The organism is Spirillospora sp. NPDC047279 (genome assembly GCF_040643285.1).
Taxonomy (GTDB): Bacteria; Actinomycetota; Actinomycetes; order Streptosporangiales; family Streptosporangiaceae; genus Spirillospora.
Genome location: NZ_JBEYUA010000023.1, coordinates 128,491 through 150,715, shown reverse-complemented (window position 1 = coordinate 150,715; position 22,225 = coordinate 128,491). Strand labels below are relative to the sequence as shown.

Annotated in this window: 20 protein-coding genes and 1 pseudogene; 3 read left to right on the top strand and 18 right to left on the bottom strand. The window is 69.9% G+C overall.

Features of this window, described 5'->3' with window-relative positions:
* Positions 1-3: 3 nt before the first annotated feature.
* From argH to argC, 8 genes are all read right to left on the bottom strand, one after another.
* Positions 4-1,425: an argininosuccinate lyase gene (gene argH, locus ABZ810_RS41490; RefSeq protein WP_358412541.1), complete on the bottom strand. Its 1,422-nt coding sequence runs from the start codon at positions 1,423-1,425 to the stop codon at positions 4-6.
* A 65-nt stretch (positions 1,426-1,490) separates the two neighbouring features.
* Positions 1,491-2,690: an argininosuccinate synthase gene (locus ABZ810_RS41485; RefSeq protein WP_358412539.1), complete on the bottom strand. Its 1,200-nt coding sequence runs from the start codon at positions 2,688-2,690 to the stop codon at positions 1,491-1,493.
* A gap of 86 nt (positions 2,691-2,776) precedes the next feature.
* Positions 2,777-3,292, bottom strand: coding sequence for an arginine repressor (locus ABZ810_RS41480; protein WP_358412537.1), 516 nt, complete (start codon positions 3,290-3,292; stop codon positions 2,777-2,779).
* Between the two features lie 2 nt (positions 3,293-3,294).
* Positions 3,295-4,209, bottom strand: a complete 915-nt coding sequence (gene argF / locus ABZ810_RS41475) for an ornithine carbamoyltransferase (protein WP_358412535.1) — start codon at positions 4,207-4,209, stop codon at positions 3,295-3,297.
* Positions 4,210-4,214: 5 nt separating this feature from the next.
* A complete protein-coding gene (locus tag ABZ810_RS41470; protein ID WP_358412534.1) occupies positions 4,215-5,417 on the bottom strand; it encodes an acetylornithine transaminase in 1,203 nt (400 codons plus the stop codon).
* A complete protein-coding gene (gene argB / locus ABZ810_RS41465; RefSeq protein ID WP_358412564.1) occupies positions 5,414-6,313 on the bottom strand; it encodes an acetylglutamate kinase in 900 nt (299 codons plus the stop codon). Before argB ends, ABZ810_RS41470 begins: the two co-directional genes overlap by 4 nt.
* Positions 6,314-6,414: 101 nt before the next feature.
* Positions 6,415-7,572 carry a bifunctional glutamate N-acetyltransferase/amino-acid acetyltransferase ArgJ gene (gene argJ, locus ABZ810_RS41460; protein WP_358412532.1) on the bottom strand — a complete coding sequence of 386 codons (1,158 nt, stop codon included), beginning with the start codon at positions 7,570-7,572 and terminating at the stop codon, positions 6,415-6,417.
* Positions 7,569-8,597, bottom strand: coding sequence for an N-acetyl-gamma-glutamyl-phosphate reductase (gene argC, locus ABZ810_RS41455; RefSeq protein ID WP_358412530.1), 1,029 nt, complete (start codon positions 8,595-8,597; stop codon positions 7,569-7,571). Before argC ends, argJ begins: the two co-directional genes overlap by 4 nt.
* A gap of 165 nt (positions 8,598-8,762) precedes the next feature.
* On the opposite strand from argC, the gene ABZ810_RS41450 reads away from it, so the two are divergent.
* From ABZ810_RS41450 to ABZ810_RS41440, 3 genes are read left to right on the top strand one after another with little or no spacing between them, the layout of a single operon-like run.
* A complete protein-coding gene (locus tag ABZ810_RS41450) occupies positions 8,763-9,284 on the top strand; it encodes a MarR family winged helix-turn-helix transcriptional regulator (RefSeq protein WP_358412528.1) in 522 nt (173 codons plus the stop codon).
* Complete coding sequence (locus ABZ810_RS41445) at positions 9,281-10,246, top strand: ATP-binding cassette domain-containing protein (RefSeq protein ID WP_358412526.1); 966 nt, start codon at positions 9,281-9,283, stop codon at positions 10,244-10,246. Before ABZ810_RS41450 ends, ABZ810_RS41445 begins: the two co-directional genes overlap by 4 nt.
* Positions 10,243-11,082 carry an ABC transporter permease gene (locus tag ABZ810_RS41440; RefSeq protein WP_358412525.1) on the top strand — a complete coding sequence of 280 codons (840 nt, stop codon included), beginning with the start codon at positions 10,243-10,245 and terminating at the stop codon, positions 11,080-11,082. Before ABZ810_RS41445 ends, ABZ810_RS41440 begins: the two co-directional genes overlap by 4 nt.
* 19 nt (positions 11,083-11,101) lie before the next feature.
* Here the strand turns inward: ABZ810_RS41440 and ABZ810_RS41435 are convergent.
* The 10 genes and pseudogenes from ABZ810_RS41435 to hisD all read right to left on the bottom strand — a co-directional run.
* A pseudogene (locus ABZ810_RS41435) lies at positions 11,102-11,532 on the bottom strand (transposase); the annotation flags it as partial.
* An 85-nt stretch (positions 11,533-11,617) separates the two neighbouring features.
* On the bottom strand, positions 11,618-12,382 hold the full coding sequence (locus tag ABZ810_RS41430) for an SDR family NAD(P)-dependent oxidoreductase (protein ID WP_358412523.1): 765 nt from the start codon (positions 12,380-12,382) through the stop codon (positions 11,618-11,620).
* Positions 12,383-12,784 (bottom strand): Ohr family peroxiredoxin, encoded by a 402-nt coding sequence (locus ABZ810_RS41425; RefSeq protein WP_358412521.1) that lies wholly within the window; start codon positions 12,782-12,784, stop codon positions 12,383-12,385. It lies immediately after the preceding gene.
* Between the two features lie 68 nt (positions 12,785-12,852).
* Positions 12,853-14,874, bottom strand: a complete 2,022-nt coding sequence (locus tag ABZ810_RS41420) for an FAD-dependent oxidoreductase (RefSeq protein WP_358412519.1) — start codon at positions 14,872-14,874, stop codon at positions 12,853-12,855.
* Between the two features lie 43 nt (positions 14,875-14,917).
* A complete protein-coding gene (locus tag ABZ810_RS41415) occupies positions 14,918-15,835 on the bottom strand; it encodes a 3-hydroxyacyl-CoA dehydrogenase family protein (RefSeq protein ID WP_358412517.1) in 918 nt (305 codons plus the stop codon).
* Between the two features lie 73 nt (positions 15,836-15,908).
* Positions 15,909-16,700, bottom strand: a complete 792-nt coding sequence (locus ABZ810_RS41410) for an SDR family oxidoreductase (protein WP_358412515.1) — start codon at positions 16,698-16,700, stop codon at positions 15,909-15,911.
* A gap of 64 nt (positions 16,701-16,764) precedes the next feature.
* Complete coding sequence (locus tag ABZ810_RS41405; RefSeq protein ID WP_358412513.1) at positions 16,765-17,796, bottom strand: ABC transporter permease; 1,032 nt, start codon at positions 17,794-17,796, stop codon at positions 16,765-16,767.
* Positions 17,793-19,370 carry a sugar ABC transporter ATP-binding protein gene (locus ABZ810_RS41400; protein WP_358412511.1) on the bottom strand — a complete coding sequence of 526 codons (1,578 nt, stop codon included), beginning with the start codon at positions 19,368-19,370 and terminating at the stop codon, positions 17,793-17,795. Before ABZ810_RS41400 ends, ABZ810_RS41405 begins: the two co-directional genes overlap by 4 nt.
* A gap of 3 nt (positions 19,371-19,373) precedes the next feature.
* Positions 19,374-20,558 (bottom strand): substrate-binding domain-containing protein, encoded by a 1,185-nt coding sequence (locus ABZ810_RS41395; protein WP_358412509.1) that lies wholly within the window; start codon positions 20,556-20,558, stop codon positions 19,374-19,376.
* Between the two features lie 306 nt (positions 20,559-20,864).
* Entirely contained in the window at positions 20,865-22,181 is a 1,317-nt protein-coding gene (gene hisD / locus ABZ810_RS41390) for a histidinol dehydrogenase (protein ID WP_358412507.1), read from the bottom strand.
* Between the last annotated feature and the right edge of the window lie 44 nt (positions 22,182-22,225).

Below are 22,225 nucleotides of genomic sequence, written 5' to 3'. Positions count from 1 at the left end.
GGCTCAGGTGGCGTCGGAACCGGCGGCCCAGGCGGCGTGCTCGTTGACCAGCGCCCGCAGCTCCCCGGCCTGCTCGCGCACCCGGTCGGGGGCGGTGCCGCCGTAGGCCTTGCGGGACGCCAGCGCGCCGGGGACGTTGAGCACCTCGCGCACGTCCGGCGTCAGGTGCGGGGACACCTTGGCCAGTTCGTCGTCGGTCAGCTCGTCCATGTCCTTGTCGTTGACCTGGCACCACACCACCAGGTGGCCGACGACCTCGTGCGCGTCGCGGAACGCCACGCCGCGCCGGACCAGCAGCTCGGCGAGGTCGGTGGCGAGCGCGAAGCCCTGCGGGGCCAGCGCCTCGAGCCGCTCGGTGTTGATCCGCATGGTGGCGATCAGGCCGGACATCGCCGGCAGGACGAGGAGCAGCGTCTCGACGGCGTCGAAGGCGCCCTCCTTGTCCTCCTGGAGGTCGCGGTTGTAGGTGAGCGGCAGGCCCTTGAGGGTGGTGAGCAGGCCGACGAGGTGGCCGATGAGCCGGCCGGCCTTGCCGCGCGCGAGCTCGGCGACGTCGGGGTTCTTCTTCTGCGGCATGATCGACGACCCGGTGGCGTAGGTGTCGTCCATCTCGATCCACCGGAACTCCTGCGAGGCCCAGAGGCAGATCTCCTCGCCGAGCCGCGACAGGTGCACGCCGGCCAGGGCCGCCGCGAACAGGAACTCGGCGACGAAGTCGCGGTCGCTGACCGCGTCCATCGAGTTGGCCGCGGCGGCGTCGAAGCCCAGCTCGGCGGCGGTGGCCTGCGGGTCGAGCGGCAGCGACGAGCCCGCCAGCGCGCCCGAGCCGAGCGGCGAGACGGCGGCGCGCTTGTCCCAGTCGCGCAGCCGGTCGATGTCGCGGGTGAGCGGCTGGACGTGGGCCAGCAGCTGGTGCGAGAACAACACCGGCTGGGCGTGCTGGAGGTGGGTCATGCCGGGCGCCGCGACGCCGAGGTTGTGGTCGGCCTGCGCGATGAGCGCGGTCTCCAGCTCGACCAGCCGCGACACGATCTGGCGGGCCGCGTCGCGCAGGTAGAGGCGCAGGTCGGTGGCGACCTGGTCGTTGCGGCTGCGGCCGGCGCGCAGCTTGCCGCCGAGCGCGCCGAGGCGCTCCAGCAGGCCGCGCTCCAGCGCGGTGTGCACGTCCTCGTCGGCGACGGTCGGCCGGAACTCGCCCGACCGGCACGCCGCCTCGAGGTCGTCCAGAGCACCGATCATGCGCTCCAGCTCGTCGTCGGTGAGCAGCCCCGCCCGGTTGAGCACGCGGGCGTGCGCGCGCGAGCCCATGAGGTCGTACGGGGCGAGCCGCCAGTCGAACTGGACGCTCACCGAGAGCCGCGCGAGCGCGTCCGACGGGCCGCCTTCGAACCGGCCGCCCCACAGTCGCGTCGGTGCCTTGGTCACGAAGATCCTCTACTTCCTGCTCCTGGTGGTGGTGCCTGAGATTCTGCCCGGCCGGGAGGACCGGGTCAGGCCTGGTCGCGGTCCCGCGCGGCCGCGATCTTGCTGGGCAGGCTCCACAGCTCGACGAAGCCCTTGGCCAGGCTCTGGTCGAACGTGTCGCCCGTGTCGTACGTAGCCAGATCGTAACGGTAGAGCGACGCCCCGCTGCGCCGTCCGGTGACGACGGCCCGGCCGCCGTGCAGGACCAGCCGGATGTCGCCGGACACGTGCCGCTGGGCGTCGTCGATGAACGCGTCGAGGGAGTCCTTCAGCGGCGAGAACCACAGGCCGTCGTACACCAGTTCGCCCCACCGCTGGTCGACCGACCGCTTGAACCGGGCCAGGTCGCGTTCGACGGTGATGTTCTCCAGCTCCATGTGCGCGGTGATCAGCGCGATGGCGGCGGGCGCCTCGTACACCTCGCGGCTCTTGATGCCGACGAGCCGGTCCTCGACCATGTCGATCCGGCCGACGCCCTGCGCGCCGGCGCGCTGGTTGAGCTCGGCGACGAGCTGGAACGGGGTGAGCGCGCGGCCGTCGAGGGCGACGGGGACGCCGGCGTCGAAGGTGATGACGACCTCGTCGGGCTCGCGCGGCGCGGCCGGGTCGGCGGTGTAGTCGTAGAGGTCCTCGATGGGGCCGTTCCAGACGTCCTCGAGGAAGCCGGTCTCGACGGCGCGGCCCCACAGGTTCTGGTCGATGGAGTACGGCGACTTCTTGGTCACGTCGATCGGGAGGCCCTTGTCCTCGGCGAACGCGATGGCCTTGTCGCGCGTCCAGGCGTAGTCGCGGGCCGGGGCGATGACCTTCAGCTCGGGGTTGAGCGCGGACAGGCCGGCCTCGAACCGCACCTGGTCGTTGCCCTTGCCGGTGCAGCCGTGCGCGACGGCGGTGCCGCCGAACTCCCTGGCGGCGGTGGCCAGATGCTTGGCGATCAGCGGCCGGGACAGCGCCGACACCAGCGGGTAGCGGTCCATGTAGAGGGCGTTGGCGCGCAGCGCCGGGACGCAGAAGTCGGCGGCGAACTCCTCCTTGGCGTCCACCACGATGGACTCGACGGCGCCGCAGGCGGTGGCGCGCTTCTGGACGGCGTCGAGGTCCTCGCCGCCCTGCCCGAGGTCCAGCGCGACGGCGATCACCTCTCCCCCGGTCTGCTCGGCCAGGTAGGGGATGGCGACGGAGGTGTCCAGGCCGCCGGAATAGGCGAGTACGACCCGCTCGCTCATGATGCTCGTTCTCCTTCGGACGTTCTTCGGACGGCTTCGGTGCCGGGATGTCGTGACGACGTGCGCCGGGGCTCCTGAACGGGCCCCTAGCTTCGTCGCTCCCGGTTCGAGGTCAGCCGGAGGAGCGCCCGGGCCAGTTCCTCGCCGCCGTCGGGGCTGCGCGAGATGACCAGGATCGAGTCGTCGCCCGCGACCGTGCCGAGGATCGACGGCCATTCGGCGTGGTCGATGGCGGAGGCGAGGTACTGCGCGGCGCCGGGCGGGGTGCGGACGATGACCAGGTTGGCCGACGCCTCGGCGGAGACGAGCAGCTCGGCGGCGAGCCGGGTGAGCCGGCCGGCGAACGTCTCGGCGGTGCCGGTGCGGGTCAGCTTGATACGTTCGCCGCCCTCGCCGGGCACCGCGTAGATGAGCGTGCCGTCGTCGGCGCGCAGCTTGACCGCGCCGATGTCGACCAGGTCGCGCGACAACGTGGCCTGGGTGACCTCCAGGCCCTCGTCGGCGAGCAGCTTGGCCAGCTCACCCTGCGAGTGCACGGGGTGGCGGGTCAGCAGCTCGATCACTTTGGCGTGGCGCGCGGCCTTGGTCATCGGCGTGGTCATGGTCAGGCGTTCTCCAGCAGCCAGGTCAGCAGCGCCTTCTGCGCGTGCAGCCGGTTTTCCGCCTCGTCCCAGACCACGCTGTGCGGGCCGTCCAGGACGGAGGCGGCGATCTCCTTGTCACGGTAGGCGGGAAGGCAGTGCAGCACCGCGACATCCGGTGCGGCGAGTCCCACGAGTTCCTCGTCGACCGCGTACGGCTCGTAGATCTCGGTGCCCTTGCCCTCCTGGCCCATCGACACCCAGGTGTCGGTGGCCAGGACGTCGGCGCCGGCGGCGGCGCCCTTGGCGTCGGCGGTGACGGTGACCGAGCCGCCGGTGGCGGCGGCGATCTCGCCGGCCCGTGCCACGATCGCCGGGTCGGGCGGCAGCGACTCGGGCGCGGCGATCCGCACGTGCATGCCGGCGGTGGCGCAGCCCAGCAGGTAGGAGTGCGCCATGTTGTTGGCGCCGTCGCCGAAGTAGGCGAGCGTGACCCCGGCGAGGCGGCCCTTGGCCTCCTGGACGGTCTGCAGGTCGGCGAGCACCTGGCAGGGGTGGAACTCGTCGGTGAGGGCGTTGACCACCGGGACGGTGGTGCCGGCCGCCATCTCCTCGATGCGCTCCTGCCCGCCGGTCCGCCAGACGATCGCGCTGGCCTGCCGTTCCAGCACGCGCGCGGTGTCGGCGATCGTCTCGCCGCGGCCGAGCTGGCTGGTGCCGGCGTCCAGCACCAGCGCGTGCCCGCCCAGCTCGGCGATGCCGATGGCGAACGAGACGCGGGTGCGCGTGGACGGCTTGTCGAACAGCACCGCCACCGACCGCGGCCCCTCCAGGGGCCTGCGGGCGAAGCGGTCGCGCTTCATCGCGGCGGCCAGCTCCAGCACCTCGGCCTGCTCGGCGGGGCTGAGGTCGTCGTCCCGCAGGAAGTGGCGGACCATCGGTGTCAGTGCTCCTTCAGGGCGTCGGCGGCGGCGTCGAGGATCGCCGGGAGGGCGTCGACGAAGGTCTGGGCCTGCTGGGCGGTGAGGATGAGCGGCGGCGCGATCCGGATGGCGTCCGGCTGCACGGCGTTGACGAGGAACCCGGCGTCACGGGCGGCGGCCTCGACGGCGCCCGCCGCGCCGGGTGCGAGCACGGCGCCCAACCACAGGCCGCGGCCCCGCACGCCCTGGAGCAGCGGGTGGTCGACGGCGGCGATGCCGTCCCGGAGGAGCGTTCCCACCTGGGTGACGTTGTCGAGGAGGTCGTCCTTCTCGATCGTCCAGAGCACGGTGAGCGCCGCCGCGGCGGCGACCGGGTTGCCGCCGAAGGTGCTGCCGTGGTCGCCCTTGGCGAACAGTTCCCCGGCGGCGCCGAACCCGACGCACGCGCCGATCGGCAGCCCGCCGCCCAGCCCCTTGGCGAGGGTGAGGACGTCGGGCCGGACGCCCTCGTGCTGGTGGGCGAACCAGGCGCCGGTACGGCCGATGGCCGACTGGATCTCGTCGGCGACGAACAGCGCGCCGGCCGCGTCGCAGATCTCCCGGACGGCGGCGAAGTAGCCGTCGGCGGGCGGCACGACGCCCGCCTCGCCCTGCGTCGGCTCCAGGAAGACCGCCGCGCAGTCGCCGGTGACCGCTTCGCGCAGCGCCTCGGCGTCGCCGTAGGGCACGAACCGCACGTCGAGCGCGAACGGGCCGAACGGCTCGCGGATCGACTGCTTGCCGGTGAGGGACAGGGCGCCCATCGAACGTCCGTGGAAGCCGTTCTCGGCCGCGACGAAGTAGGTGCGGTCATTGGCCTTGGCGTACTTGATGGCCAGCTTGAGCGCGCACTCGTTGGCCTCGGTGCCGCTGTTGGCCAGGAAGACCCGGCCCTCTCCCCCGAGCAGCTCGCGCAGCTTCTCGGCGAGCAGCACCTCCTGCTCGTTGACGAACAGGTTGGAGGTGTGCGCGATCGACATGACCTGGTTGGCGACGGCCGCGCCGAGCTGCTCGTGCGCGTGGCCGAGCGAGGTGACGGCGATGCCGGCGATCAGGTCGAGGTACTCCTTGCCGTCGGCGTCCCACACCACGCAGCCGTGCCCGGCGGTCAGCACCACCGGGGGCACGCCGTAGTTGGGCATGAACGCGGCCTCGTAGCGGCTCCGCAGGTCCTGTGCGCTCATTCCCTCGGCCCTTCCGGGGCGGGCAGCACCATGGTGCCGATCCCCTCGTCGGTGAAGATCTCAAGCAAGAGCGAGTGGAGCACCCGCCCGTCCAGCACGTGCGCCTGCGGGATGCCGCCGCGCACCGCGTGGAGGCAGGCCTCCATCTTGGGCACCATGCCCGCCGACAGGTCGGGCAGCAGCCCGGCCAGCTCGTCGGTGTCGATCTCGTCGATGACGTCGTCGCTGGCCGGCCAGTCCGCGTACAGGCCCTCGACGTCGGTGAGGACGACGAGCTTGGCGGCGTCCAGCGCGACCGCCAGGGCGGCCGCCGCGGTGTCGGCGTTCACATTGTAGATTTCTCCGTCGTCACCGCGGGCGATGCTCGAGATCACCGGGATCCGGCCGTCGTCGAGCATGGCCCTGACCGCGCCGACCTGCACCTCGACGATCTCGCCGACCTGGCCGATGTCGACGCGCTCGCCGTCGACATCGGCGAACTTGCGCTCGGCGGTGAACAGGTTGGCGTCCTCGCCCGACATGCCGACGGCGAACGCGCCGTGCCGGTTGATGAGCCCGACCACGTCCCGCTGGACCTGGCCGACCAGCACCATCCGCACGACCTCCATCGCCTCGGCGGTGGTGACCCGCAGCCCGGCGGTGAAGTGCGACTCGATGCCGTTGCGCTCCAGGGCGGCGTTGATCTGCGGGCCGCCGCCGTGCACGATCACCGGCCTGATGCCCGCGTACCGCAGGAACACCAGGTCCTCGGCGAACGAGTGACGCAGCCGCTCCTCGGTCATCGCGTGCCCGCCGTACTTGATCACGACGGTCTTGCCGTGGAAACGTTCCAGCCACGGCAGCGCCTTGATCAGCGTCACGGCCTTGTCGGCCGCGCCCGCCCGGTTCTTGCGCATCCGGGCCCGGGAGACGGCGCTCAGCTCTCCTGCCGTGCTCGTTTCCGTGCCCGTTTCCGTGCCCGTGCCCGTGCCCGTGTTCGTGCTCGTGTCGGCGGTGGTCATGTCGAGTACGCCGAGTTCTCGTGGACGTAGTCGGCGGTGAGGTCGGTCGTCCAGACGGTCGCGCTGTTGGGGCCCGCCGACAGGTCGACGGTGATGGTGACGTCGCGCGGGCGCAGGTCGACCTTGTCGCGGTCGTCGCCGAACGAGCCGTTGCGGCACACCCACACGCCGTTGATCGCGACGTTGAGCTCGTCGGGCTCGAAGACGGCCTCGGTGGTGCCGACCGCCGAGAGCACCCGGCCCCAGTTGGGGTCCTCGCCGTGGATGGCGCACTTGAGCAGGTTGTTGCGGGCGATGGCGCGGCCGACCATGACGGCGTCGAAGTCGTTGGCGGCGCCGACGACCTCGATGGTGATGGCCTTGGAGGCGCCCTCGGCGTCGACCAGGAGCTGCCGGGTGAGGTCGGCGCACACGTCGGTGAGCAGGGCGGTGAACTCGGCCTCGTCGGGGGTGATGCCGGAGGCGCCGGAGGCCATGAGCAGCACGGTGTCGTTGGTCGACATGCAGCCGTCGGAGTCGAGCCGGTCGAGCGTCAGCGCGGTCGCCGAGCGCAGCGCGCGGTCCAGCCTGCCGGCGTCCAGGTCGGCGTCGGTGGTGATGACGCACAACATGGTGGCCAGGGAGGGGGCGAGCATGCCCGCGCCCTTGGCCATCGCGCCGATCCGGTAGCCGCCCTCGCCCTGCCGGAAGGCGATCTTGGCGACGGTGTCGGTGGTGCGGATGGCGTCGGCGGCGGCGAGGCCGCCGTCGGTGCGCGACAGCTCGTCGGCCGCGGCGGCGACGCCGGGCAGCAGCTTGTCCATCGGCAGCCGCTCGCCGATGAGGCCGGTCGAGCAGACGATGACCTCGCCGGCCGAGTCGCCGAGGACCTCGGCGACGGTCTCGGCGGTGGCGTGGGTGTCCTGGAAACCGGCCGGGCCGGTGCAGGCGTTGGCGCCGCCGGCGTTGAGCACCACGGCGTGCACCCGCCCGCCCCTGATGACCTGCTCCGACCAGATCACCGGCGCGGCCTTCACGCGGTTGCGGGTGAAGACCGCGGCCGCGGCCCGGGACGGCCCGTCGTTGACCACCAGGGCCACGTCGCGGGCCCCGCTGTTCTTCAGTCCGGCGACGATGCCCGCGGCGCGGAACCCTTGGGGGGCGGTAACGCTCAAGGTGCCACTCCGATCGTGGTGAGTCCGAGTTCTTCGGGGAGGCCGAGGGCGAGGTTGGCGCTCTGGATCGCGCCGCCCGCGGTGCCCTTGGCGAGGTTGTCGATGGCGGCGACCACGACGACGCGCCCGGCGCGTTCGTCGAGGGCGACCTGGACGAGCGCGCTGTTGGCGCCGAGGGTCATCGAGGTGGCGGGCCACTGCCCCTCGGGCAGCAGGCCGACGAACGGCTCGCCGCGGTAGGCGTCCTCGTAGGCCTCGCGCAGGGCGGCGGCGGTGAGGCCGGGCTTGGCCCTGGCCGTGCAGGTGGCCAGGATGCCGCGGCTCATCGGTGCCAGCGTCGGGGTGAACGAGACGGTGACGGGCTCGCCCGCGACGGCGCTGAGGTTCTGGATCATCTCGGGGGTGTGCCGGTGCGTGCCGCCCACGCCGTACGCGCTGACCGAGCCCATGACCTCGCTGCCCAGCAGGTGCGGCTTGGCCGCGCGCCCCGCGCCGGAGGTGCCGGACGCGGCGACCACGACGACGTCGGGCTCGGTGAGCGCGGCGGCGAACGCGGGGAACAGGGCGAGGGTGACCGCGGTCGGGTAGCAGCCGGGCACCGCGATGCGCCGGGTCGTCCGCAGGATCTCGCGCCGGCCGGGCAGCTCGGGCAGGCCGTACGGCCAGGTGCCGGCGTGCGGCGAGCCGTAGAAGTGCTCCCAGTCGGCGGCGTCGGTGAGGCGGAAGTCGGCGCCGCAGTCGACGATGAGGACGTCGCCGCCCAGCCGCTCGGCGATCGCGCCGGACTGGCCGTGTGGCAGCGCCAGGAAGACCACGTCGTGACCGGCGAGGGTCTCGGCGCTGGTCTCGGCCAGCTTCCGGCCGCGCAGGGATCGCAGGTGGGGCTGGTGCGCCCCCAGGTCGGTGCCGGCGTTGGAGCCCGCCGTGAGCGCACCGATCTCGAATCCCGGATGGCCGGCGAGGATGCGCAGCACCTCGCCGCCCGCGTAGCCGCTGGCGCCGGCGACCGCCGCCCTGATTCCCATGTCTGCTCGTCCTTCCGGAGGGTTAAAGCAAGATTATGCATGACTATGGATGAGTATTCAACGACGGGCGACAGAACTCTCACCATCCGAGACCGGTCGTTCCGCACTGATATTTAGCCCTCGAAAGATTTGACAGCTAAATATCGGCCACCTAAGAATGTCCGCGTGGATGCGAAGAAGCTCGGGTTCGGCGACCTCGACAAGCTCGGCCCCATGGAGGAGTGGCCCATCGGCCGCCTCTTCGCGGCAGCGTCCCGGCTCGCGGGGCCCGTCATGTGGCGGGTCATCGAGCAGCACGGGACGAGCCCGGCCGGCTTCCTGCTGCTGCGGGCGCTGGTCACCGAGGACGGCCTGCGCCCCGGCGAGCTGGCCAGGCGCCTGCTCATCTCCCCCGCCACCGTCACCACCGTGGTCGACACGCTCGAACGTAAGGGGCACGTCGAGCGGCGGCCCGACGAGCGCGACCGGCGGGCGCTGCGCGTCCACATCAACCCCTCCGGGCTGGCCGTGGTCACCGAGACCGGCGAGTCCATGAAGGACGACATCTGGACCATGTACGACGTGATCGACGAGGCGGACGAGCCGGCCGTCCGCCGGTTCCTGCTCCGCCTGATCGAACGTTTCGAGGAGTTCTCCGACAAGGCGGGAGAGCCCTCCGAAGGACCCCACCAAGGAGACGACGCGTGACCGAGCCACCAGCGGAGACCGCCATCGGGGCGGTGGACCTCCACAAGACCTACAAGAGCCCGCGCGGGGACGTCCCCGCGGTGCGCGGCATCGACCTCGACGTGCGGCCGGGCGAGTTCTTCGGCCTGCTCGGCCCCAACGGCGCGGGCAAGTCGACCACCATCGGCATGCTGACCACGCTGGTGGTGCCCACCTCCGGCAGCGCGCGGGTCTGCGGCTTCGACGTCACCCGGCAGTCGGTCGAGGTCAAGCGGCGCATCGGGATGGTGTCGCAGAACAACACCCTCGACACCGACCTCTCCGCGTTCGAGAACCTGGAGTTCCGCGGCCGCTACTTCGGGATGAGCGGGCGCGACGCCCGGCGCCGCGCCGACGAGCTGCTGGAGATGTTCAACCTCACCGACCGCCGCGGCGCCGAGCCGATGGAGATGTCGGGCGGCCAGGCCAAGCGGCTGATGATCTGCCGCGCCCTGGTGCACCGGCCCGAGGTGCTCTTCCTGGACGAGCCGACCGCCGGGCTCGACCCGCAGACGCGGGTCAACCTGTGGGAGGTGCTGCGCGAGCTGCAGAAGGACGGGCAGACGATCGTGCTCACCACCCACTACATGGAGGAGGCCGAGGCGCTCTGCGACCGGGTCGCGGTGGTCGACCACGGCAGGATCCTGGCCAGCGGCACCGTCGAGGAGCTCAAGGGCTCCGCCGGCGCCGACACCGTGCTCACCGTCGCCTACGACGGCCCGGTGCCCGACGACGTGAGCGGCCTGCGCGACCGCGACGGCATCTCCAAGGTCGAGCTGTCGGACGGCCAGGTGCGGGTCTTCGCGCACGAGCCCGACGGCCTCCTCGGCGAGCTGGTCGCGCTCGGCTCGTCCGCCGGTGTCAGCGTCACCGACGCCTCGCAGCTGCGGCCCAGCCTGGAGACCGTCTTCCTCACCCTGACCGGACGGGAGTACCGCGAATGAGCAGCACCGCCGAGGTCCTGGCCGCACCGCCCGCCGTGCGGCCGACCGTGCCGCGCACGTTCCTGGCGATGATGGCCCGCGAGGTCCGGGTCATGCGCAAGAACTTCCTCTCCACGTTCGTCCGCGTGCTCGCCCAGCCGGTGATGTTCGTGTTCGTCTTCGCCTACGTGCTGCCCAAGATCGGCGGCGGGATGGCCGGGCAGGGCGGCGCGACGTTCTCCACGATCCTGGTGCCGGGCCTGGTCGGTTCCTCGATCATGATGCAGGCGATGATGGCGGTGATCTTCCCGCTGATGATGGAGCTGACCTGGCAGCGCTCGATCACCGACCGCGCGCTCGCGCCGATCCCGGTCCCGCTGCTGGCGATCCAGAAGATCTCCGCCGCCGCGTTGCAGGGCCTCATCGGCGGGTTGCTGGTCTTCCCCGCGGTGTTGTTCATCCACGCCGACGGGCAGGCGCCGACCGTCCACGTGTCCAACTGGCCGGTCTTCATCGTGGTGATGCTCAGCGGCGCGCTGCTGTCGGCCGCGGGCGGGCTGCTGCTCGGCACGCTGATCAACCCGCAGAAGGCGCAGGTGCTGTTCGCGCTGATCCTGATGCCGATCACGATGCTGGGCTGCGTCTACTACCCGTGGGAGGCGCTCGACAGCGTGCGCTGGCTGCAGATCGTCAGCCTGTTCAACCCGCTGGTCTACCTGAGCGAGGGCCTGCGCGCCGCGCTCACCCCGGACGTGGGCCACATGCCGGTCTGGGCGTTCCTGCTCGCGCTCGTCGGCGGCACGATCGCCCTCACCTGGTTCGCGACCCGCACGTTCACCAAGCGGGTCCTCACCTAGGGCTGTTCTAGGTATGGATCTATAGCGGGTCGAGGCTTCTGATCCAGCTGAGTGCTCCGCAGAGGTGTAGCCCGGCAAGGAAGCTTCGGGGGTTTTGTCATAGCGGGTGGCGAGTCCCCGCCATTGCTTGATCTTGTTGATGCAGCGTTCGACGGTGTTGCGGTCGCGGTAGAGGTCTTCGTCGTGCGAGGCGGGCCGGCCGCCGCGACTGCCCTTGTTCTCGCGATGTTGGGCCTGGTCGGCTTTGACGGGAATGACGCTCTTGATGCCGCGGCGGCGCAGGTAGAAGCGGTTGAAGCGAGAGGAGTAGGCCTTGTCGGCGGCGACCGCGTCGGGGCGGGTGCGGGGACGGCCGGCCGGGCCGCGCACCTTGATGAGCATGAGGACCTTGACGAACTGGGGGCAGTCGGCAGCCTGTCCTGCGGTAAGGACGAACGACAGAGGGCGGCACTGAAGCGCCCCGGGTCGGATGGAGTTTCGACTCCCTGAGAGGATCGAGTCATGGCACGTCAGTCCGCCGGCTGCTCTTGGCTCACTACAACTTGACCGTTAGTCCACCGTCGACCACGATCACCTGCCCCGTCACGTACCGTGCGGCGTGGGACGCGAGGAACGTCGCCACGTCGGCGACGTCGTCCGGTTCACCGATTCGGCCGAGGGGCACCATCGGCAGCGAGGCCTCGAGCTGGGCGGCGCCCGCGGAGTTCGTCTCGTCCAGCGACTGTGCGGTCCGGATCAGCCCGGGAGCGATCGCGTTGACCCGGATTCCTTGCGGACCTAGTTCGGTGGCGAGTGCACGGGTCAGACCGATGAGCCCGGCCTTGGACGTCGAGTAGTGAGCGTGCTCTTCCCATCCATATGCGATGCCGTGCACCGAGGACATGGCGATCATACTGCCGGTGCCCCGGGCGGCCATCGCCGGCATCGCGGACCGGAACACCTGCATGGCGCCCCTCAGGTTGACCTCCACTACCTCGTCCCACGCTTCGTCGGTCAGGCCATCGAAGGTTTGTCGTCGGGCAATGCCCGCGTTCGCCACGACAACGTCGAACCCACGCCCCTGGAGGGCGGTGACACCGTCACCGATCTCCAAGGGGGACCGCATGTCCATGTGGACGACGTCGACACTCCCACCCTCGCCGCCGAGCTCGGATGCCAGCGCGGCGGACTCGGCATCGAGGATGTCAGCGATGATCACGTGGTCACCAGCGCGTGCGAAGGCCCGTACGCAGGCCGCCCCGATGCCGATCGACCCGCCGGTGACCAGGACCCTTCTGCGTGCCGAGTGAGCGGCCGGCATCTATTCGGCCAGACCGACGCTGACGACCGCGTTGCCTCGCAGCGCGTCAGAGAACGGGCAGAGCAGGTCGGCCTCGGTGACGTACCTCTCGGCCTCCTCGCGATCGATGCCCGGAAGCTCGGCGGAAACGGCCACCTCCAGTCGGTAACCGCCGGAGTGCTTGAAGATGCCGACGCGCGCCGACACCACCGGCTCGCAATCTCTCAGCGAATGCTTCGTGAGCGTCGCACGAAGCGCCGTATTGAAGCAGGCAGCGTATCCGGCGGCGAACAGCTGCTCGGGGTTGGTGCCGGGCCCCGAGTCGCCTCCGAGTTCCGCCGGAGCCGAGAGGTCCAGGTCGAGGCGTCCGTCGGTGGTCGCGACCGAGCCTCCCCTGCCGGTGACCGTCGTCGCTTCCGTCAAGTAAAGGATCTTAGGCATGGTCATTCCTTCAGCTGGCCGGTGTGGTTGACAGTGGTGTGACCGGTCGCTCAGATCCGGCGTCCCAGCAACTCGCCCTCATAGATCAGTTCCGCCAGCTTGCGCGGAGCGAGCGCGTCGCCGACGCGCTGCACCCGGTCGCCCAGGTCGGCCAGCTGATCTGCGAGGTCGGTGTGGGAACGCCGGTAGACCGAGAGCACCACCGTGCTGACGCCCTCGACCACCTCCTGCTTCTCCGACCACCGGTCCGAGAGGACGACCGAGCCGCCCTCGATGGCCTCGAGTCGTTTCTGCGCCACGAACTCCACACCGAGGTTGCGGAGTCGCGGCATGGCCCAGGGAAGACCGAGGTGCCGCTCCACCTCGCTACCGACGAACATCTGGGGCGTCACGATCGATGCGATCGCGCCCGACTCCGCGACCAGTTCGGCCAGGCCGAGCGGGAGGTAGGTGCCCGACTCGTCGACGATGATCACGTGGGACCCCAGGGCTCCCCCGCCCTCGGACAGGACGCGGCGGACCGCCTCGTCCACCCCGATGACGTGCGGGGCGCGCACGCCCGGGACCTCGTCGAGATGGGGGCTCCACACGCTCACACCGCGGTCGTCGTAGTAGGCACCGACCGCGAGGTACACCTCGTCCGCGCCGAACCTGCGGACGAAGCCGGCGTCGGCCCGGGTGCCGAGCCGGACGTCCACACCGGCGTTCCGCACCGCCCGGACGAGGTCGTCGACCGCGACGCCCCAGCCGGGCTGGCGCGGCATCGAGGCGAGCAGGTTCAGGTGGCCGCCCAGTTCCTCACGCTCCTCGACGAGCGTGACGAGGTGGCCGCGTCCCGCCGCGACCGAGGCGAGCTTCAGGCCGGCGGGCCCGCCGCCGACGACGAGCACCGACTTGACGTCCGCCGCCGGCTCACTCCCGCTCCAGCGACCCTCCCGCCCGGTGACCGGGTTCATCATGCAGATGACTTCGGTCTCGTCGAACAGCCGCCCCACGCACTCGTTGACGTTGGTGCAGCGGATGATCTCGTGCTCGCGGCCCTCGCGGGTCTTGCGGACGATGTGCGGGTCGGCCAGTTGGGCACGGCCCAGCGCGACCACGTCCGCCGCGCCGGAGGCGACGATCTCCTCGGCGAGATGCAGGTCGCGCACCTTCCCCACCGCGAAGACCGCGGCCCGGTCCGCGACGATCCTCTTGGCCCGCCTGGCGAGTGGAACGAGGTGGCCGTCGTCCTCCTGCATCGGAGCGACCGAACGGTGAATGGTGTGGTAGCTGCCGGCCGAGATGCTGAAGTAGTCGAACAGGCCCGTCTCGACGAACAGCGTTGTCAGCCGGTCGGCCTCGTCAGGGGTGATGCCGGCGCCATCGACGTACTCGTCGTAGGACAGGCGCAACCCGACCGCGAGGTCGGAACCGATGTCCGCACGGATGCCGCGAGCGATGTCGACGACGATTCGCGCCCGGTTCTCCAGCGGTCCGCCGTACTCGTCGGTGCGCTTGTTGTAGATCGTGCTGAGGAACTGGCACAGCAGATATCCGTGGGCGGCGTGGATCTCGACGCCGTCGAGCCCGCCGTCCCTGACATTGCGTGCGGACTGGACGAAACCGGCGACGATCTGCTCGATCTCGTTCTTCCCGATGACCGTCGGCACCTCGGTGTGCACGACGGAGGGAATGTCGGACACGCCCCAGAGCGGCTTCCAGTCGTCCACGAGCATCATGCCCTTGTCGTGGACGCCGGTCCCGAACAGCTCGACCACCCCGCGGGCGTCGTGCTCGTGGACGATCCGCGCGAACTCCTCGAACTGCGGCACCGCGCGGGGGTCCCACGCCGAGCACGGGTTGTGGAACGATCCCTTCGCCACCGGGTAGGCGGCGTGCTGCTCGGTGACGATCATCGCGGCGCCACCGGCCACCAGTTCGCGGTAGTGGTCGAGATGGCGGTCGCTCAGCACACCGGTCTTCGACCAGTTCATGACGCGGGCCGGCACGATGACGCGGTTCTTCAGACGCATCGGCCCGATCTGAAGGGGCTGCCAGATACGGCTGAGCTGTGTGGTGGTAGCGGTCATCGACGGTCCCCTCCTCGTTGCGACGGGGTCGTTCTCCGGCGGCTCACAGATCCTCGAGAAAGTCGCGCAGCTTCGCGTACTTCGCGTCCCTGGCGGTGACCAGCTCGGAGCGCTGCGGACCGTCATAGGTCTTGAATCCCTGGCCCACCTTGAGACCGAACTGGCCCCGCGCGGTCCGTGATCTCAGCGACTCGGGCGCCGTGAACTGCTCACCCAGACCGGCCTCGAGCGTGGCGAAGATGCTCTGGTACACATCGAGCCCGGCCATGTCGGCGATCGCGAACGGACCGAACAGGGACAGCCGGAAACCGAACGTCGTGGACACGACGGTGTCGAGATCCTCGGGCGTCACCAGGCCCTCGTCGACGCAGCGGAGGCACTCGAGGAAGAGCGCCATCTGGAGCCGGTTGGCGATGAAGCCGGGAGAGCTGCGAACCGTCGCCGGGCGCTTGCCCGCGGCCGTGAGCCAGGCCGTCGCCCGTGCGACCACCTCCGGGTCGGTCGCCCTGCCGGGGATCACCTCGACCCCGGGAATGACGTCGGCCGGATTGAAGAAATGGATGCCGAGAAAGCGCTCCGGCAGCGCACAGTCGGGCGCCAGGTCGTCGATCGGGAACGACGATGTGTTACTGGCGATCACGCAGTCGTCGGATGCGTGGGCAGAGAGCACCTTGAGGACGACGGCTTTCACGGCGCGGTCCTCGGCCACCGCCTCGATGATCAGGTCTGCGCCGTTCGCCGCATCGGCCGGGGTGGCCGCATCGCTGATCCGGACCCCACCGTCCGCTGACAGCCGTTCCTCATCGGGCAGCGACTCGACCCAGGCGGCGGCGAGACCCGTGACGTGGTCGTGCACGCGCACGGTGTGCCCGGCACGGAGGAAGAGCCGGGCGATGCCCCTTCCCATCGTTCCAGTACCGATGACCGCGGTCGTTCCCGCGTGGTCAAGCCGCGTATTCATGGCACTCCTCGAAGTTCGTCAATAGGGTGTATACGTAGTCATCACGCCCTGCGCACATTCTGTTCCGCACCGATCACCGCCAGGCCGTCTGGCCGCCGTCGACGACAAGGCACGAGCCCGTCGTCCACGAGGAGGCATCGGAGGCGAGGAAGCAGACCGCACGCGCCACGTCCCCGACGTCGCCGAACCGTTTGATCAGGTAGGTCGAGAGCGCATCGGCGCGGGCCGCGCCGGGGTCGGGGGCCGCTGCGAAGATCCTGTTGGTCATCGCCGTCTCGATCGCCCCGGGCGCCACGCAGTTGCACCGGATGCCCAGGGGCGCGAGATCGACGGCCGCGCTCCGGGTCAGCTGGATCAGGCCCGCCTTGCTGGTCGTGTACGCGGGGCTGCGCTCTGTGCCGACGATCCCGAGCTGGGAAGCGATGTTCACGACCGTGCCGCCACCGGTATCCCGCATGGCGGGCGCGAGCTCGCGCATCAGCAGCCACGGTGCCGTCAGGTTGACCGCCATCACGACGTTCCACAGTTCGGACGTCAGTCGGTCGGTGGCGGTATCCGCCGCCATCGCCCGCTCGTGCACGCCGGCGGAGTTGACCAGCACGTCGATCCCGCCGGTCGCCTGGAGCGCGTCCTTGGCCAGACCTACGACGGCACGTTCGGCGGACAGGTCCGCGCCGATCGTGACGGCTCGCGCACCGACGGCCTCGACCTCGGCGGCCAACGCCGACAGATCGTCCTGACGCCGATCGCTCAGAACGACCGCCGCCGCTCCGGCACGGGCCGCCGCGACGGCCACCGCGGCCCCGACACCACCGGCGGCCCCTGTCACCAGAACGCGACGTCCTGCCAGGGAATCGACACTCATCCTCGGTCCCCCCGGTCGGCGCCGCTCGGGCAGACCGGGAGCCGGCTCATCGCGGCCAGCACGCTCACACCGCCGCCCGACGGCGCCGGCGCCGGCGCTCGGGCAGCTTCGCGAGCGCGACGGCCAGCACCAGCGCGATGCCGTAGAACAGCTGCTGGACGTAGGACTCCGCTCCGAGGATCTGGAGCCCGGTGATGCCGCTGACAAGGAAGAACACGGCGATGAAGGTTCCCAGCGGGTTGAAACGGCCGGGCTGCACCGTGGTCGATCCGAGGAAGCAGGCCGCGAACGCGGGCAGCAGGAACTCCAGCCCGGAGGTCGGGTCCGCCGCGCCCTGGGTGCCGGTGTACAGCACGCCCGCCAACGACGCGATGAGCGCGGCACCGACAATCGCTCCCCACTGGATCCTGGCGACCCGCACGCCGCTGAGCCGTGAGACCTCCGCGTTGCGGCCCACGAACAGCATGCGGCGGCCCAGCGCCGTGAACGAGAACAGGTAGGTGAGCAAGAGCGTCAGGATCACGCCGTACCAGAAGCCAAGCGAGATGCCCGCGAACCGGTAGTTGGCCGCGAGGTTGATGAGGGTCGAGCTGATGCCGGAATAGGTCTCTCCGTTGGAGATCGCCAAAGCGAGGCCCTGCAGGACCGTGCCGATGCCCAAGGTCGCGATGAGCGAGTCGATGCCGAGTCCCACGATCAGATACCCGTTGATCATGCCGATGACGAGACCACCGACCAGCACGACCGCGATCGCGACGGGCAGCGAGAAATTATGCTTGACCTGCAGGATCGCCAGGAAGATCGATGAGAACGCGAGATTCGAGGCGATGGAGAGATCGAGGTTGCCGGTCACGAGCGGGAGCAGCAGCCCGAGCGCGAGAAGCAGGAGCACCGCCTGCGAGGCGAAGATGGTCTGGAAGTTCGCCGCGCTCAGGTAGATGTCGGGCCGGAGGGCGCCGAACGCGACGATGACCAGGGCCCACGCGAGCAGCAGCGCGTACCGCTGACCGAGGTCGCGCCACTTGATCCCGGTCGGCCGTGCTCCGGCCCCCTTCCTCTCTCCGAGGTCGGTCGGCTCGTCGGTGACGGTGCTCATGCTGAGGTCTCCTTGTGCTCGTCCCGTTCGTCGAGAATCGTCGCGGTGTTGTAGACCTGCTCGATCAACGTGTCCTTGTCGAGCGACTCGCCCGTCAGGACGGCCGCGACGCGTCCGCGGGCGACCACGACGACGCGATCGCAGATCCGCGCGAGCTGCTCGCAGTCGGAGCTGGCGCAGATCACTGCCGTGCGCCGATCGCGAACGTCATCGAGGGCCTTGAAGATCTGCTCTCGGGCACCCACGTCGACCCCTTGCGTCGGCTCGTGCAACAGCAGCAGTGACGGCTCCGTGGTCAGCCATTTCGCCATCAATGCCTTCTGCTGGTTGCCGCCGCTGAGCGATCCGTACACCGCGTCGGGGTCGCCCGGCCGGACGTCGTAGTCCCCGATGAGCCGGACGGCCTCGCGCCGGAGGGCGTCGCGGCGCAGCAGCCACGGACGGTGCCGGTCGATGGCCTGCATCGTGACGTTGTCGGCGAGCGTCAGATCCGCAGCGGCACCCTCACGTTTGCGGTCGCCGGGGACGAACGCCATACCGTTCGCCAGAGCACCACCCGGGCCGAACGACCCGAGATCGAAGCGGCCACCGCTGGTCGCGATCTCGCCGCGGGCATCGGAGAGTGCGCCGAACAACGCGTAGGGCACATGCTCGAACCCGGATCCGTTCAGGCCCGTGACGCCCAGGACCTCACCCTCGCGAACCTCGACGTCGACGCCGGCCAGCAGGGATGTGTGCACGTTCATGGCCTTCAGCACGACCTCACCGAGACCGTCGTGCGCTCGCAGCCGACCCTGGTGCTTGGCGAGCCGCCGACCGACGATCATGGTGACCAGCTCGTCGTCGGTGACGTCCCCGGTCACCGCGGTTCCGGCGACGGCTCCGTCGCGCAGGACGGTCACGCGTGACGTCAGTTCCCGCACTTCGTCGATGTCGTGCGACACGAACAGCACGCTCGTGCCCTGGGCGGCGACGCCGCGCACGAGGTCGAAGAGCCGCTCGACACCCTCACGGGGCAGGAACACCGTCGGCTCGTCGAGGACGAGGAGGCCGCGCGTCTCGCTCTGCCGGATGTCGTGGACAGCTCGCACGATCGCGAGCAGGGCGCGGTCCGTCGCCTCCAGCGAGGCGACCGCGGCCCGCACGTCGATGTGGACTCCGTAGTCGTCGAGTACGCGTTGAACGCGCGCCCGGTCGTCCCTCCACCGCAAATACCACGACGAGGATCTCGCCGTGTGCGGGAGCAGGAAGTTGTCGAGGACCGTGAGCTCCTCGATGAGCCCCAGGTCCTGGTGGACGAAGCTGAAACCGACGCGGGCGAAGTCGACGAGCGGCAGACCCTGCGGCTTCCCCTCGACCAGGACCTCACCGTCGTCCGGGTCGTGCGTCCCGCTGAGCACCTTGATCAGCGTGGACTTGCCCGAGCCGTTCTGCCCGAGCAGGCCGTGGATCTCCCCGTGCGAGATGGAGAGATCCACGCCCTTGAGCACCTGCACGCCCACGAACGACTTCGTGATTCCTCGCAGGGCGATGTTGGTCGTCTCGACGTCGGTCTGCCGTACAGGTACTCCCACCGGTCAGCCCTCCGTCTTCCAGAGCTTCTCGTAGCCGGTGACGTAGGCGTCGCCGTAGCCGTCGGAGTTGTTCGGCGGCTTGCCCGTCTCGTTGACGTTGGTGTCGTCGATGACCCGGATGGGCGTCCTCTGGTCGCCGTTCTCGGTCGGCTCCACGTCGCTCAGGATGCGGAACGACTGGTCGACGACCGACCAGGCCAGCCAGTTGATGCTCTCCCCCATGTCGGCGACGAAGATGTCACCGTCCTGGATGAGCTTCACGTTCGCCGGCGTGCCGTTGTACGAGGTGATGCGGACCTTGCCCGCCTTGCCGGCGGCCTGGATCGCTGCGACGGCCGGAATCGTCTGGTCGTCGAAGCTGGCGAGCACCCAGTCGGTGTTGGGGTTCTTGACCAGGTGTGACTGGATCTCGGGCTTGATGCTGGTGCCCCACCGGCCGACCGGGACGTCGATCGTGCCGAACTTGAGGCCGGGGCAGAGCTTGGCGAACTCCTCCCGCATGCCCTTGAGGATGTGCTTGGAGGCGAGCAGGTCGTTCGCCGTGATGACGACCGGCTTGGCGTCGCAGCCACTCTTGGAGATCACGTAGTCGGCCTGCAGCGCGCCGGACCGGGAGAAGGGCACCGTGGTCGTCCCCGCAAGGAGGCTCGCCACCGAAGCGGGAGGCCTCTCGCCGTCCTGGTAGGTGTGGGTGGCGATGACCGGGATGCCGGCCCGCTTGGCGCGCTGGAGAGCCGGGATGATCACCTCGGGGTTGATGCCCGAGTGGGCGATGATCAGGTCGGCCTTGACCTGGATGCCGTAGTCGATGCCCTTGGACCACTCGGTCGGCGTTCCGCCGTTCTGGTAGTTGGTCCACTTGACGCCGTACCTGGTGGCGACCCGCTTCATCTCATCGTCGACCGCCTTGACGTACGGGATCTGCTCGGTGATCGGGACGTTGACGACGGTCTTGCCCCTGGCCTTGGTGACGTCGAACGCCGGGGCGTCAAGGGTGAACGTGGGCAGGGCGCGCGCCTGGTCGATAACCGCCTGCGCCTTGGCCTGCGCCTCGCTCTTCTTGCCGCCGTCCGACGCGCTCGTGGTCGACCCCGCCGTGCTGCACCCGGCGAGCGTGGCGACCGTCAGGATCAGCGCCGCCGAGGCCGTACCGACGAGCCGCAGGGCGGGCGGACATCTGAGTGTCATGGTTCTCTCCTAGCCTTTGGAGTGACGTCGTCCTCGCCCATCGCGGGCCGCAGGGCATCGTCCGGCCGGCGATCGCAGGGAACGCGGACCCGCCGTCACTGTGGGTCGTCGGCCTCGAAGCGTGATCCGCCGTCACGGTCGCGACGGTGGGGGGACCACGTGGGCCGCAGTTCTCCCGCGGCCCCTTGCAGGCCCCTGAACCTCTGAATACGTATTCAGTAGAATACGTATTCAACTAGGGGGCGCGATTTGTTGTAAAGAGTTCAGAGGTGGCCGGTTCCAGATTTCACGTGACCGTTACACGCCTCATTGGACGACCGAAGCCTCCGTATTCCAGCTCAGCTGCGCACCGGTGCGGGCCGCCGCACGCACGTCCCCCGAACGCGCGTGGCCCTCGAACAGCTCGACCCGGCTGGCGCGGCCGCACAGTTCACCCAGCTCGGCGCTGGAAGCCTCGTCGATGACCTCCTGGTAGGTGACCGTCTTCAGGTACTTGCCGACCCAGAGCCCACCGGTGAAACGCGCGCTGCCGCGAGTGGGCAACGTGTGGTTGGTGCCGATCACCTTGTCGCCGTAGGAAACGCAGGTCCCGGCGCCGAGGAACAGCGCGCCGTAGTTCCTCATCTCGTCGAGTGCGCGCCGTGGCTGCTCGGTGAGAACTTCGACATGTTCGCTCGCATACGTATCCGCGAGCGCGTAGGCCTCGGCGAGGTCGTCCACGACGACCACCTCGCCGTGGTCGGCCCACGCGGGACCGGCATTGTCGACGGTCGGCATGCCGGGGAGCAGTCGCTCGATATGTGCCAGGACCTCCAAGCCGAGCTCGCGGCTCGTCGTGATCAGAACGGCCGGCGAGTCCGGTCCGTGTTCGGCCTGGCTCAGAAGGTCGACCGCCACGACGAACGGGTCGGCGTGCTCGTCTGCGATGACCAGGATCTCGGTCGGCCCGGCGAGCAGGTCGATTCCCACCTCGCCGAAGAGTTGGCGCTTGGCCTCCGCCACGTAGGCGTTGCCTGGGCCGGCGAGAAGATCGACCCGTCCGATGGACTCGGTGCCGAGCGCCAGCGCGGCGACGGCCTGGACTCCTCCGAGCAGATAGATCTCGTCGGCACCGGCGAGATGCATCGCGGCGATGGTCGGTGCCGGCACTTCGCCGCGAATCGGTGGTGTGCACGCCGCGACACGTTCGACGCCCGCGACCTTCGCCGTCAGGATCGTCATGTGCGCCGACGCGAGCAACGGGTAGCGGCCGCCCGGGACATAGGCGCCGGCCGCCTCGACCGGTAGGTGTTTCTGCCCGAGGAAGACGCCCGGCATCGTTTCCACCTCGAACTCGCGCATCGATTCGAGCTGGTGGACCGCGAACGCGCGGACGTTGTCCTGCACCGTCCGGATGTCGTCGATCACTTGTCGCGGCACTGACGCGACGACGCGGGCGATCTCGTCGGGTGTGAGGCGGAAGCTCTCCGGCTCCCACGAGTCGAACCGCGCCGAGAGCTCTCGCACGGCCGCGTCGCCGCGCGTCCTGACGTCCTGGATGATCCCCCTGACCGTCTCGGACACGGAACCGTTCCCGTCCGGTGCGGCCGACGATGCAAAAGCAGGCCTCTTGAGGTGTTCCATAGGTTGGTGCTCCGTTCGGTGCCGACGGCAGGATGGCCCCCGCC

What these genes read in the sequence shown, in the direction of transcription:
- ABZ810_RS41420 (WP_358412519.1), bottom strand. Translation starts at nt 14,874, where the DNA reads ATGACCGCTACCACCACACAGCTCAGCCGTATCTGGCAGCCCCTTCAG.
- ABZ810_RS41485 (WP_358412539.1), bottom strand. Translation starts at nt 2,690, where the DNA reads ATGAGCGAGCGGGTCGTACTCGCCTATTCCGGCGGCCTGGACACCTCC.
- hisD (WP_358412507.1), bottom strand. Translation starts at nt 22,181, where the DNA reads ATGGAACACCTCAAGAGGCCTGCTTTTGCATCGTCGGCCGCACCGGAC.
- ABZ810_RS41440 (WP_358412525.1), top strand. Translation starts at nt 10,243, where the DNA reads ATGAGCAGCACCGCCGAGGTCCTGGCCGCACCGCCCGCCGTGCGGCCG.
- ABZ810_RS41430 (WP_358412523.1), bottom strand. Translation starts at nt 12,382, where the DNA reads ATGCCGGCCGCTCACTCGGCACGCAGAAGGGTCCTGGTCACCGGCGGG.
- argB (WP_358412564.1), bottom strand. Translation starts at nt 6,313, where the DNA reads ATGCGCAAGAACCGGGCGGGCGCGGCCGACAAGGCCGTGACGCTGATC.
- argF (WP_358412535.1), bottom strand. Translation starts at nt 4,209, where the DNA reads ATGGTCCGCCACTTCCTGCGGGACGACGACCTCAGCCCCGCCGAGCAG.
- argC (WP_358412530.1), bottom strand. Translation starts at nt 8,597, where the DNA reads ATGGGAATCAGGGCGGCGGTCGCCGGCGCCAGCGGCTACGCGGGCGGC.
- ABZ810_RS41480 (WP_358412537.1), bottom strand. Translation starts at nt 3,292, where the DNA reads ATGACCACGCCGATGACCAAGGCCGCGCGCCACGCCAAAGTGATCGAG.
- ABZ810_RS41410 (WP_358412515.1), bottom strand. Translation starts at nt 16,700, where the DNA reads ATGAGTGTCGATTCCCTGGCAGGACGTCGCGTTCTGGTGACAGGGGCC.
- ABZ810_RS41395 (WP_358412509.1), bottom strand. Translation starts at nt 20,558, where the DNA reads ATGACACTCAGATGTCCGCCCGCCCTGCGGCTCGTCGGTACGGCCTCG.
- ABZ810_RS41415 (WP_358412517.1), bottom strand. Translation starts at nt 15,835, where the DNA reads ATGAATACGCGGCTTGACCACGCGGGAACGACCGCGGTCATCGGTACT.
- ABZ810_RS41405 (WP_358412513.1), bottom strand. Translation starts at nt 17,796, where the DNA reads ATGAGCACCGTCACCGACGAGCCGACCGACCTCGGAGAGAGGAAGGGG.
- ABZ810_RS41470 (WP_358412534.1), bottom strand. Translation starts at nt 5,417, where the DNA reads ATGAGCGCACAGGACCTGCGGAGCCGCTACGAGGCCGCGTTCATGCCC.